Annotated in this window: 13 protein-coding genes; all 13 read left to right on the top strand. The window is 27.1% G+C overall.

Annotated features, from left to right (window positions below):
• Positions 1-93 precede the first annotated feature (93 nt).
• The 13 genes from ACJJVY_RS00630 (at position 94) to ACJJVY_RS00570 (ending at position 12,274) form a co-directional block, all read left to right on the top strand.
• A complete protein-coding gene (locus ACJJVY_RS00630) occupies positions 94-639 on the top strand; it encodes a hypothetical protein (protein WP_405604097.1) in 546 nt (181 codons plus the stop codon).
• 29 nt (positions 640-668) lie between these two features.
• Positions 669-1,292 carry a hypothetical protein gene (locus ACJJVY_RS00625; RefSeq protein ID WP_405604095.1) on the top strand — a complete coding sequence of 208 codons (624 nt, stop codon included), beginning with the start codon at positions 669-671 and terminating at the stop codon, positions 1,290-1,292.
• Positions 1,293-1,442: 150 nt separating this feature from the next.
• The gene (locus tag ACJJVY_RS00620; RefSeq protein ID WP_405604093.1) at positions 1,443-2,756 is read left to right on the top strand and encodes a T9SS type A sorting domain-containing protein; all 1,314 of its coding nucleotides are present in this window, start codon (positions 1,443-1,445) and stop codon (positions 2,754-2,756) included.
• Positions 2,757-2,910: 154 nt separating this feature from the next.
• On the top strand, positions 2,911-3,765 hold the full coding sequence (locus ACJJVY_RS00615; protein WP_405604091.1) for a hypothetical protein: 855 nt from the start codon (positions 2,911-2,913) through the stop codon (positions 3,763-3,765).
• Between the two features lie 184 nt (positions 3,766-3,949).
• On the top strand, positions 3,950-5,344 hold the full coding sequence (locus ACJJVY_RS00610; protein WP_405604089.1) for a S41 family peptidase: 1,395 nt from the start codon (positions 3,950-3,952) through the stop codon (positions 5,342-5,344).
• A gap of 176 nt (positions 5,345-5,520) precedes the next feature.
• On the top strand, positions 5,521-5,901 hold the full coding sequence (locus ACJJVY_RS00605; RefSeq protein WP_405604087.1) for a hypothetical protein: 381 nt from the start codon (positions 5,521-5,523) through the stop codon (positions 5,899-5,901).
• A gap of 3 nt (positions 5,902-5,904) precedes the next feature.
• Positions 5,905-6,288: a hypothetical protein gene (locus ACJJVY_RS00600; protein WP_405604085.1), complete on the top strand. Its 384-nt coding sequence runs from the start codon at positions 5,905-5,907 to the stop codon at positions 6,286-6,288.
• Between the two features lie 415 nt (positions 6,289-6,703).
• Positions 6,704-7,249, top strand: coding sequence for a hypothetical protein (locus tag ACJJVY_RS00595; protein ID WP_405604083.1), 546 nt, complete (start codon positions 6,704-6,706; stop codon positions 7,247-7,249).
• A 418-nt stretch (positions 7,250-7,667) separates the two neighbouring features.
• The gene (locus tag ACJJVY_RS00590; RefSeq protein WP_405604081.1) at positions 7,668-8,474 is read left to right on the top strand and encodes a hypothetical protein; all 807 of its coding nucleotides are present in this window, start codon (positions 7,668-7,670) and stop codon (positions 8,472-8,474) included.
• Between the two features lie 169 nt (positions 8,475-8,643).
• Entirely contained in the window at positions 8,644-9,801 is a 1,158-nt protein-coding gene (locus ACJJVY_RS00585) for a hypothetical protein (protein ID WP_405604079.1), read from the top strand.
• A 161-nt stretch (positions 9,802-9,962) separates the two neighbouring features.
• Entirely contained in the window at positions 9,963-10,691 is a 729-nt protein-coding gene (locus ACJJVY_RS00580; protein ID WP_405604077.1) for a hypothetical protein, read from the top strand.
• A gap of 153 nt (positions 10,692-10,844) precedes the next feature.
• Complete coding sequence (locus ACJJVY_RS00575) at positions 10,845-11,585, top strand: methyltransferase domain-containing protein (protein WP_405604075.1); 741 nt, start codon at positions 10,845-10,847, stop codon at positions 11,583-11,585.
• Between the two features lie 140 nt (positions 11,586-11,725).
• Complete coding sequence (locus ACJJVY_RS00570; protein WP_405604073.1) at positions 11,726-12,274, top strand: hypothetical protein; 549 nt, start codon at positions 11,726-11,728, stop codon at positions 12,272-12,274.
• The last annotated feature ends 4 nt before the right edge of the window (positions 12,275-12,278 follow it).

Genomic DNA, 12,278 nt, shown 5'->3' with positions numbered 1-12,278 from the left:
AATTTCGCCGTTTGTGTTTTATTTAGTAAATTCATTGCCTAAACCACGCAACAAAGCTTATACAACAACGTTAGGCATAATTAGAACGAACCAATGAAATTGACAACTTTAATATTACTTTTTTTTACTATTTCTGGTTTTAGTCAAGAAATAAAATTTAGTATTACAATAGAAGATCCGTGTTCAGAAAGAATTGAAAAAGGATTCGATTATTGCCTTGAGAAAAATGGAATAAAATATTGTGCAACGAGTAAAGAAAATAGATTTGTAATACTTCCAGATTATGGAGAATATAAATTAACTGGAAAAGAAATTGAAGAGCTTTATATTGTTAAAATTAATAAATTGGTGAATTCTGAAACATTTAAAGTACCTAAAATTCGAGAATATTATGTAAGCCATAGCAAACATAATTATTTGTTCAAAAATTGTGACACTCTTTGTAATGGAATAGAAACGGATTATTACTCAAACGGAAAAGTTCGATTAAGAGCAGAATTTGAAAACGGAATTATAGTAGGTGAATTGAAAAAATATTATAGAAACGGAAAAACAAAAGAAGTTTCTATTTATGATAAAGATGGTTTTTTAATAAAAAAGACTCTTTTTACCGAAAATGGAGAAATAAAAAATGAATAATAACTATGCCTAACACCGTATAAAAAAAATTGCTAGTTTTAGCTAAACCAAAGTTAGTTGCTTGTTTGCTAGCTTCTGATTTTCCTTCGGAAAATCCTCGCATACAAACACGCAACTTTCCTTATACAATCACGTTGGCAATAATTATGAAGAACCCGATAATCATAACAATATTCATTCTGATTTTTTCAGCAAGCAAGGTTTATTCTTGTTCTTGTGAAAGATCAAGCGTTAAATATGGATTTGAACATTCGGATTTGATTTTTACCGGAAAAGTTGTGGAAATTAACAAAGGAAAGGTGTATGACTCAATACCAAGCTCAACTGAAAAAGGAAAATATTACGTTCGAGAAATTAATAGAATTGAGTTTGTTTTTAAAGTTACGGAACTGATTAAAGGAAAAGAAAAATCGGATTTCATAACTATTGTGACTTCTGGTGGCGGAGCGGATTGTGGAAATTATTTTGACCTGAATTCGGAACATTTAGTTTACTCTTACATTACGGATTTACAAATAAACACGTATGACGAGAATAATAAAGTTGATCCATATTTTTCGACTGACCTTTGTACTCGGACAAAAGAACTGAACCGAACTAAAAAATCGGAAATAAACCGATTAAAAAGATTGAATAAACGGAATGAAAAATAACTATTGCCAACAATGTATAACCGCAATTACGGCGGATTGGACTACGTCCGAATCCACTCGGAATTGCTAAAGCCTGTGCTAAACCGAAAATTAACGCATATTAACCCGTAACTGACGGTTATACGAGACCGTTACAAAACATTAAAAAAAATGAGAACTAAATTACAATATTTATTAATTTTTATAATTGTACCATTAACTTATGGACAAACAAACGTTAATGGGGGGATTTTTAATAACACCACATGGAATATAGGAGGAAGTCCATATATAGTAACTGCAGATGTGGCTTTATATCCTGAGTATTCTTTAACTATAGAACCTGGCGTTACTATTAAGTTTGATGAAGGTACAAAATTAATAGTAAGAGGTACATTACTTGCTTCTGCGTCCGTTGGTAATGAAATAACTTTCACTTCAAATATAAGTAATCCAACAAAAGGGAGTTGGAAAGGAATAGAAATAGAAAATGGTCAAGGAGGAAAAATTATTGCATCAAATTTAATAGGAGAATTTGCTGATAAATTTATTAGTATACTAGGTTCTACATATTCAGACGAAGTTATTAATATTAACAATTCAGAAATAAGAAATTGTTCCTATGCATTTTATGGGAATGATAAATCTACTAGTAATTATAGCAATATTAATAATAGAAATTTAGTTATTCTTGATAACTTAAATGTTAATAATATAACCTATGTATTTGCATATGCTGAAAATTTAATAATTACTAATAGTGCTTTTTCAAACGGTGAAAAAGGAATAACAGGTAAAGAGTATTCCTTTCCTGATAACGTTTGGGTCTCACAAAAAAAAAATATTACTAATTCTGAATTTTTTAATTTTAATGAATCTGCATTAGATTTTAGAAGTGGAGAAATCACAGAATCTCATATTCATCAAAATGGTATAGGGTTAAAATTGGGGAAATGGTTAAAAATTGTTAACTCAATAATCGAATACAATATTATTGGTGTCGAAGTCAATTTTCAAGATGAATATTACCAGCTTTTTTCTAATAATAAAATTTGTAACAACTCTCAATACAATTTTAAGAATACAAATAACCATCCTATCTATATTAGGAATAATTTTTGGTGTACAGATAATGAAACAGATATTTCACAAACTATATTTGATGCATATGATGATGTCAATTTAGGAATTGTAAATTTCAAACCATTCAATGATAGTTTTGTAACTTTGAATAGTGAGAATTTCTTATACGATAAAAAAGAAGATTTTATTTTCTATCCCAATCCAGTAAATAATGAAATTTTTTTTAGTGATGACTCTATTAAAAATTTCGAAATTTATTCAATAAAAGGAAAAATTATTAAAAAAGGAATTATCGAAAATAATAAACTTAACTTATCTGATTTAAATAAAGGCATTTATTTAATAAAAATATTTGATATTAATAAACTACAATTTTCGATAAAAAAACTCCTTAAAATTTAACATTTTGTAACACCGTATAAAATTAATTGCTGGTTTTAGCCAGTTTACGAAAGTCCTCGCGGACTTTCTATATGTGATTTATTTGCTAACTTTAGTGCTTAAACCACGCAACTAATCTTATACACAAACGTTGTAGCCAATATAAGAAACGCCTATGGGAACTTGGGGAACAGGAATTTCTTCAAATGATATTTACGAAGATATTAACTATGAATTCTTTGAATTATATAATCAAGGAATGGAAGTCTCTGCGATTACCGAAAAGTTAATTAAGGAAAATAAGGAACTGATTGATTCTCACGAAGACCAAAATAATTTTTGGATAACTATCGCAAAATCTCAATGGGAATGTAAATCGCTTGAACCAAAAGTTCTTAATCGAATTAAAGATATTGTAGAATCTGGAAAGGATATTGAATTGTGGAAAGAACTTGACGCTTCAACATCTGATTTGACTAAAAGGAAAAAAGTTTTAGATAGTTTTTTAGAGAAAATATCGACCAAAAAAAAGACATCTCGAAAACGAAAAGTAAAAAAATCACGAAATGCGATTTTTGAAAAAGGCGATTGTTTGGCTTTTAAATTAAATGATGGAGATTATTGTGGAGTTTTTGTTTTAGAATCAGAAAAGGAAACGGAATTCGGACTGAATTTAGTTGTTGTAACTGACATTAAACAATCAGAAAAGCCAACCGAAAAAGATTTCGAAAACGCAAAACTATTATTTAGACTTGAACAACAAATAAACAAAGAGTATAAACCAAAAGAACAAATTAGTTGGTATTATGCTCAACATTTCAAAAAATCAGAAACAGAATTTGAAAAAATTGGACAATTAAAAGTTAGTAAAGATTATTATTCAAATAAAGATTATCAAAACTTTTCGAATTGGGACAATCTGAAATTATTTCAAGATGAATTCTATTCTGACTTTGAAAATAATAAATGTAAGAACAAAGTTAAATTAAGTAGTTTAAGGAAAAAATACTGGCTACAACACCGTGTATAATTAATTGCTTTATTGAGCCTACTTGCGAATATTCCTGCGGAATATTCGCAGGTTCGTAAAAGTTTACTAATTTAGTTGCTTAACCACGCAACTAACCATACACAACAACGTTGTAGCTAATTACGATATAGTCTGTAACAAATTAAAAAATTAATCGTCTCCTTTAAAAATATACACCAAGAATATGCGAAAATTATTATTATTAAGTCTACTTTTTTGTGGAAATATATTCTCACAAACACAATTACCAAATAGTATTTCTAAAACAGAAAAAATTTACGGTTTATCTAAATTCTGGAAAGAGGCAAACTCCAATTTTGTTTACATAAACAAAATAGATAAACAAAAATGGGAATCTGATTATATCTCATTAATTGGTGAAGTACAAGACACAAAAAATGATTATGAATATTATCGTCTACTACAAAAATTTTGTGCATCACTAAAAGATGGTCATACAAATGTGTGGATGCCTAAATCTCTAAGAGATCAAATATATAATGGAGAATTTGACAATTATAAAATTTCTCTAAAAAACATTGATGAAAAAGCAATTGTTACACAAATTAATTTAAGTAAAAAACAAGAAATCCCTATTGGAACCGAAATACTAGAAGTAAATGAAATCTCTGTTAAAGAATACATAAATCAATATGTAAAACCTTATATTTCAACTTCTTCAAAACACATCTTAGAAAACAGATCCATTTCTGAACTATTAAGAGCGCCTAAAGGAACTGTGTTTAACTTAAAAATAAGAAAGCCTAATGGAGAGTTAACAACTCTTAAACTTACATCAAAAAAAGTTTTAGAAAAAGAAGTGTTTCCTTCTATTAACAAAAGGCAATTATTAGATTTTAAATGGATAAATACTGAAACAGTATATGTTAGTTTGAATAGTTTTAGTGATCCAAAAATCGACTCTATTTTTATAGATAAGTTACCTGAAATTAAAAAAGCTAAAAAACTTGTCATAGATTTAAGGTATAATGGTGGAGGTAACTCTAATATTGGTCTACAGATATTAAAATACTTGACTTATGATAACGAACTTGAAAAATTAAAATCTTCTAGCCGATTACATATTCCAACTTTTAAAGCTTGGGGACTTATTTATAAACTTGAAGCAAAAGACACGTTACAAGGAACTAAAGAAAACATAAAGTTATTAAGTCAAGCTTATTTAACAACAAAGGATAGTTATTTTTATAATTTCCCTTATTCTGTCAAAGAAAATGAAATAGATAAGTCAGAACGTATTGTTATACCTACAGTTTTATTAATAGGAAATAATACCGCTTCAGCAGCAGAAGATTTTCTAGTTTCTGCAGATAACCAAAAACATATGACAAAAATCGGAGAACCAACTTACGGAAGTACTGGACAACCAATGTTATTTGATTTACCAGGAGGTGCTACAGGAAGAATTTGTACTAAAAAAGATACTTATCCAGATGGAAGAGAATTTGTTGGTTATGGAATTCAGCCAGACATTTTGGTAAAAAAAACATACCAAGATTATATAAATGATAAAGATCCAGTATTAGAGAAAGCAATAAAATATCTGAATAAAGAATAAACTAGCTACAACAACGTATATAATTTATTGCTAAGTTCTAGCCTACTGACGAAAGTCCTCTCGGACTTTCTATTAGGTTTTTATTTGCTAAATTAGGTGCTTAAACCACGCAACAAACCATATACAAACACGTTGGGTGTCATTAAAAACCGACTCAAAACTGAATAACAAAAAATATGAAAAAAACTATACTTCTGACATTATTAGTTGTCTCTTCATTTCAAAATATTAATTCTCAAGAAAAAAGGGAGAAAGATTTATTAACTTCTAGAAAATGGTATATTAAATATATGAAGTTTGGAGAGAATAAAAGAGAAATTTCAGATAAAACAAAAAATGAAAATTGGATGTTATTTAATCAAAATGGAAAAGCTGAAATAACTACACAAGGAATAAAATCTATCGAAGATTGGAATTTTGGTAAAAAGCACGAAATTATTAACATAAGTGAAGACGGAAAATTTACTGAATATAAAATTGAAAAACTTAACGAATCAGAACTTGTTATATCAAGAAAATATTTAAATAAAACAACAACTTTAGGACTGAAAAAATAAAATATGAAAAAGATTATACTTCTGACATTATTAATTGTTATTTCTATTCAAACAATAAATTCTCAAGAAAAAAATGAAAAAGATTTAATAACATCTGGAAAATGGCATATTGAATATATGGAAATGGGTGGAAAAAAAATGGAACTACCTTCTGAAATGCAAAAAATGAATTGGGTCATTTTTCATAAAAACGGAAAACAGGAGGGAATAGAAAATGGTCAAAAATATGTTGGGAAATGGGAATTTGACAAAAAAAGAAGAATAATAAAAACAAATGATTTAGACGGAATAGCTGAACAAAAACTAATTTCAGTCACAAAGAATAAATTAATTATATCCGTGAAAGAACAAGGTTCAGAAATGATAATGGGAATGAAAAAACAATAACGCCACCCAACACCGTGTAAAAAAAATTGCTTGTTTTAGCTTACTTTCGAAAATCCTCTCGGATTTTCTTGGTTTGTGTTTTATTTACTAACTTTAGTGCTTAAACCCGCAACTTTTCCTACACAACAACGTTGTGCGTCATTAAAATCAGAACTCAAAATTGAAAATTCTACTGAAAATAATAATCCGATTTATCATATTTTGCTTTCTAACTGCTTTGACTCAAATCGGTGGAATTGTTTATTTATTAAGTTTAATAATTACGAAAAAGTGGAATAAAAATCTGAAGTTTAAAACTCTGATTATTTTTGCAAGTCTTTACCTTTTTTCAACTCTTTTAATTGTTCCCTTAATTTCACCAATTTTTGGAAGAGAAAAAGTGAAACATTCCGAAAAAATAAAACCTACGAATTATATGACAGTTTTATTAAATAGGAATTATGTCAAACCAAAACTGAACGAATTATTAAGCAAAACAGGAAAAAAACTGAACGGAACAAATATTGAAATTCATTATTTAGATGCTAATTTCCCCTTCATTAATAAATTTCCTCTACTTCCACATTTAAGCCATAATGACGGAAAAAAGATTGACTTAAGTTTAGTTTACGAAACTAAAAGCGGAATTATTACGAATAGACAAAAATCTATAAGCGGTTACGGACTTTTTGAAAAACCGAAACCAACTGAATATAACCAAATCGAAAAGTGTTTAAAAAACGGGTATTTTCAATATGACTATCCAAAATACTTGACTTTAGGAAAAATTAATAGTGAATTAGTATTTTCGGAAAAAGGAACAAAGAAATTAATAGAAAAAATCTTGGAAAATAAAGATTTAGGAAAATTATTTATTGAGCCACATTTAAAAAACAGAATGAATTTAAAGAATAATAAAATAAGATATCACGGTTGTAGAGCAGTAAGACACGACGACCATATTCATATACAGCTGAAATAAAAAATAACGAACGCACAACACCATATATAATTTATTGCTGGCTTTTTGCTTACTTACGAAAGTCCTCGCGGACTTTCTTTGTCCGTAATTATTTACTAAATTAGTTGCTTGAAACACGCAATAAACCATATATAAACACGTTGGCAATAATTTTGACCCGTCCTGAATAAAGGCTACATAATTTTAAACATTATGTACAAAAATGACAAAGTAATTAGACGGTATTCAGAACCTTTTAAACTAAAAATTCTTGATGAACTCAGTAAAGGTAAACACTGCAATTAATTTATACAACGAAATAAGATTACACTTATCTTTAGGTTATAAAACACCGAATATGGTATATAAATTATCAGCTTAAAAATAAATTTTAACCTGTAGCCATATTTCAGGACGAGACATTAGAAAATAGAAACTTATGAAAAAACTATTAGTCTTAATAAGCTATTTAATAATATTTTCTTCTTGTACAAATTCTGAAAAAATTGAAGGTCATTGGCATCTTCAAAACGAAGATTCAGGAGAACGATTTATTTCATTAGATTTAGATAAAAATTCAGATTCTGTAGCATTTTTTGACAAATTTTCATTTAAGGACACACAAAAAATAAGACATTATTCCAAAGAGAAAAATTTAATAACGGGTGATTGTGGAGGATATTTTGAATATAAAATAACTGGAAAAAAAATTCATTTAAAAAATGTTCAAAATTATGGTGACTATTTTGGAAAAAAAATTGAATTAACAAATTCTCATAAACTGAAAGATTATTTGAATAACTTATTAGTTAATATTGATTTACCAATAGTTAAACTTTCTAAAAAGAATAATTCTTTAAACTTTGAAAATGATGATTTTATTAAAAATCTAATAATTGGAAAAAGTAAAGAAACTACTAAAACCGAATTTAAAGAAAAATACAAAATTCAAACTAATGAAAGATTTTTGAAACTTGAAGAAATTGACGAATGGGTTGAATCGATTAAAAATAGAACAAGAGATGAAGATTTTAGTCTTATCAAATTTAGAATAGTTTCAGACAAAAATGCTCCTTTAAATTTTATCGAAACAATTAATCATAAAATACAAGAAAAAGGTCTTGAAAAAGTCTTTTTAACTTATTTAATACAAAATGAAAAAGGAACGACTGAATTATTTGAATATTTAGATTTGGCAAAAATAAACTTTAAAGGAAAAGTAAAACTACAAGATTTGGTTGAATAATTAACGTTACACAACACCGTATAAACTTTATTGCTAGTTCTAGCCTACTTACGAAAATCCTCGCGGATTTTCTATTCGGTTTTTATTTGCTAACTTTATTGCTTAAAACACGCAACAAACCATATACAACAACGTTAGGGCAAATTTGCCAAAAAACCAAAATTGAACTATGAAAGAAAAATTTGTCCTTTTAATTACCTTCTTAATATTCGGACTAAATACTTCATTTGCGCAGAAATCTAAAACAATTGAAAAACTTGAGTTTGAGAATTATGAACTTAAAGTTATATTTTTTGACCCTTACGAAAATTTAGTTTCAGAAAATCCTGAATTCAAAAATCTTGACTCTATAAAACAAGGAGAAATTTGGAATGAATATTTACTTAACAATGTCATTTATGATTTTCAATTAATTCAAAAAAAGAAAATAGTTAAACATTATATTTTAAGAGGAAATTCATCGAAAGACATTTACCCAAAAGATTTAACGAGAAATAATGTCTATTTATTAGATATAGTAAATCATAAAAAGAATACTAATTTTTATAGGTTATCAGACTATTCAAAAATGATTGATAAAACAATCGATAAGTTCAGTTTTTATGGAACACTATTCGAGAATATGGAACTACTGAAAGATAACGAAGGAAAATTAGGCAAAAGCCTCTTTGGTAGATTTAGACTTAAAATTCCTTATTCCAGTATCCAAAATAACGTAATGACTTTGATAGGTTTTGACTTATTTGGAGAAATAGAAACTGAATGGATTGACAATAACACAGAGGAATTTAAAAACTCATTTTTCGATTATCAAGAAAAAATCGACCAATATTTCAAAATTGAAAGGATTAAAAAAACGTTCGTAAGAACTTATGACCAAAATGGAGAAATTCAAAATGAATATCCAAGGTTAAATACAGATGAGGATATCAAATCCTATATTGGAAAAATGAATAGAATTGGTGATGTAGTTTCTTTACCGTTTTTCAAATCTACTGACAAAGTAATTTTAATCGAAAAGGATAGTTTATACTCAAAATATAAAGTTGAGACTAAAAACAATAAACCGATTGAAAAGTATTTAGAAAATATTGTCGTCTTAAAAAATTCAGATGGAGAAATTGAGAATATTACAGCAACTCTTTTAATTCACGGTTCTTCGATTGACAGAGGAGATTATGTTGAGAGAGAAAATTATATTGCATATTTCAAGACTTTTAAGGATTTGAGATTACCTTTTAAAATTCTGTTTACACCATTAACTGACAAACAATTTGAAAAACCACGAATTGAAATTGAATTAGATTATTTGTTCCATAGAAAATAAAAAACTTGCCCTAACACCGTATATAATTTATTGCTAGTTCTAGCCTACTTACGAAAATCCTCGCGGATTTTCTATTCGGTTTTTATTTACTAAATTACGTGCTTAACCACGCAACAAACCATATACAAACACGTTGGGCTTAATTAAGAACTAAAACCAGAATGAACTTACAATATTATTCATTTAAGGAAGATAAAATTTATGAATATAATTCGGATATAATTTCTAAAATTTATGAGAAAAAAAATAGTTTTGATTTAAATACTAGATTTGAATTATCTATAAGCAAAGAAATTACTTCTCTTTATGTTTATCGAGTTGAGGAAAAATATCATTTAAATTTAATTGAATTTAACGACAAATCACAGGAAAGAATTGGAATTAAAATTGAAAGTTTAGAAACTGTAAATAGTTTCATAAATAATTACATCAATGAATTAGATTCTAAAGTCACAAAAAATTCTATTGAAAAATATAATTCTCAAAAGAAGAAACAAGAAAGTGAAAAATTCAACAAATGGAAAATTAAATACGAAAAAAAGAAGGAAAAAGAAAAATTTGATTTCTTAAAGCCTATTTTTTATACATTATTAGTAATTTCAATTGCTGGAATATCCTTTTACTATTGGAATTCTGAAGAATATAAATTTATATTTAACGAAACTAAATTTGTAAAAGCTGAAATAGTTGAAACAAAAATGGTTCATGCTGGAAAAGGTTATTATTATCAAAAAATAATGTTTGAATATAAATTTAATAATCAGATATTTAAAGGAGACAAAAAAATTGGAAAAAGAGTTGGAAGAAAGAAAAAAGGAGATTTTATTAAATTAAAAATTTCAACCGAAAATCCAGAAAGAAATAAAGTTTTAGGATATTACAATAACTAAGCCCAACAACGTGTATGTTTTATTGCTTACTAAGTTTTTCTTACGAAAAACCTCGCACGCATAAAAGTCTGTAATTATTGGTTATTTTTAGCTAAATTTACGCAACAAATCATACACAAAAACGTTAGGCACAATTAAGAGGGAAAATTACGAATGAAAATCACAAAATTAGTTTTACTTTTTAATTACCAAAAAATATTATTAGGAATATCTGTTTCGTTAATTTTTTATTGGTTTTCTTGTAAAATTAGAAATGAATTTTTTTCAAATTTCTTAATAGTTTTTAGTTGTTTAATTCTAATAAATATATTCCTTTCAATTATAGCTTCATATATTCTTTACGACAAATCAGATTTATATAAACTGGAAAAATTACCAAAATATTTGAATTTAAATAATCTGAATAAAGGAATATTTATTCACGCAAGTTTTGATCCAATTTCTAAGGAACTTGAAAAAAAATATCCTGAAATGGAATTAATCGTTTGTGATATATTTGAAAATAGACATTTAGAAGAAAAAATGATTAATATTTCCAAAAAACAATTTCCACCAAATCCAAAAGAAATAAAAATTGACCCGACTGAATTACCTTTTGAGAATAACTCTCAAGAAATAATCTTTGCTGTAACAGCATTACACGAAATTTTGGAACACGATAATAGAGTTAAGTTTTTCAAAGAAGCAAAAAGAATTTTGAAAAAAGATGGAATTTTAATCATTTCAGAACAAATGAGAAACGAAATTAATTTTATATTTTTTAATATTGGGGCGTTTCATTTTTTGAGTAAAAATAAATGGAAAAAAGCCATAAAGGAAAGTGGATTACAAATTCACGAAACAAAAGACATAAACTTATTTGCTGAAATTTTAATAATAAAAAACTGTGCCTAACACCGTGTAAAAAAAATTGCTTAATTTTAGCTTAATCAAAGTTAGTCGCATTTTTGTAAACTTCTATTTTCCTTCGGAAAATAGCCGTTCACTTTAAACGCAACTTTCCATAACACAAACACGTTGCCAGTAATTTGAGAATGACGAAATCAGAAACAAAATTGTTAGTCGGAATTGGAGTTCTGATTTTGCTAATCGATATTTTACTTATGAAATATTGGGTTAGTAATATTAAACCTGACCCATTTATGTCTGTTGGAGTTGAATCTCACAGACTTGAAATATTTGGAGTGAACATTCTGATTGGAATTATTGCTTTCTTTATAAGAAAAAAACTTTCGATTTTATTTTTCCTAAATACAATAGTTTGTTATTGGATATTCTCATTTTTCTGGAATTCATACTTGGAAAATAATCCTTACTCGCAAACTATATATGATTTTAAAATTGAGGAGAGAAATATTCAATTAAGAATTTCCGAAAATCCAAATACTTACGGAATTTATGAATTAAACCCAAATCCTGTGGATTCTTTGACAGTAATTGAAATGGGAATGAATGAAAAAAGAGGAGATAGTATTGTGTTGAAATGGTGGAATGGGGAAATCCAAGAAATGTACTTTTATGATGATAAGTTAATCGGATTACCTGAAAAGCCAGACCCAATTGAACTGTATAAAAAAAAATAAAACT

The organism is Polaribacter sp. Asnod1-A03, from assembly GCF_045063585.1.
GTDB lineage: Bacteria > Bacteroidota > Bacteroidia > Flavobacteriales > Flavobacteriaceae > Polaribacter.
Note: the sequence above shows the minus strand (reverse complement) of the source record. Positions and strands in the feature narration are given on the sequence as shown.

Excerpts from the sequence above, each read along its gene's own strand:
- ACJJVY_RS00630 (WP_405604097.1), top strand. The coding sequence starts at position 94 with ATGAAATTGACAACTTTAATATTACTTTTTTTTACTATTTCTGGTTTT.
- ACJJVY_RS00620 (WP_405604093.1), top strand. The coding sequence starts at position 1,443 with ATGAGAACTAAATTACAATATTTATTAATTTTTATAATTGTACCATTA.
- ACJJVY_RS00615 (WP_405604091.1), top strand. The coding sequence starts at position 2,911 with ATGGGAACTTGGGGAACAGGAATTTCTTCAAATGATATTTACGAAGAT.
- ACJJVY_RS00610 (WP_405604089.1), top strand. The coding sequence starts at position 3,950 with ATGCGAAAATTATTATTATTAAGTCTACTTTTTTGTGGAAATATATTC.
- ACJJVY_RS00605 (WP_405604087.1), top strand. The coding sequence starts at position 5,521 with ATGAAAAAAACTATACTTCTGACATTATTAGTTGTCTCTTCATTTCAA.
- ACJJVY_RS00600 (WP_405604085.1), top strand. The coding sequence starts at position 5,905 with ATGAAAAAGATTATACTTCTGACATTATTAATTGTTATTTCTATTCAA.
- ACJJVY_RS00595 (WP_405604083.1), top strand. The coding sequence starts at position 6,704 with ATGACAGTTTTATTAAATAGGAATTATGTCAAACCAAAACTGAACGAA.
- ACJJVY_RS00590 (WP_405604081.1), top strand. The coding sequence starts at position 7,668 with ATGAAAAAACTATTAGTCTTAATAAGCTATTTAATAATATTTTCTTCT.
- ACJJVY_RS00585 (WP_405604079.1), top strand. The coding sequence starts at position 8,644 with ATGAAAGAAAAATTTGTCCTTTTAATTACCTTCTTAATATTCGGACTA.
- ACJJVY_RS00580 (WP_405604077.1), top strand. The coding sequence starts at position 9,963 with ATGAACTTACAATATTATTCATTTAAGGAAGATAAAATTTATGAATAT.
- ACJJVY_RS00575 (WP_405604075.1), top strand. The coding sequence starts at position 10,845 with ATGAAAATCACAAAATTAGTTTTACTTTTTAATTACCAAAAAATATTA.
- ACJJVY_RS00570 (WP_405604073.1), top strand. The coding sequence starts at position 11,726 with ATGACGAAATCAGAAACAAAATTGTTAGTCGGAATTGGAGTTCTGATT.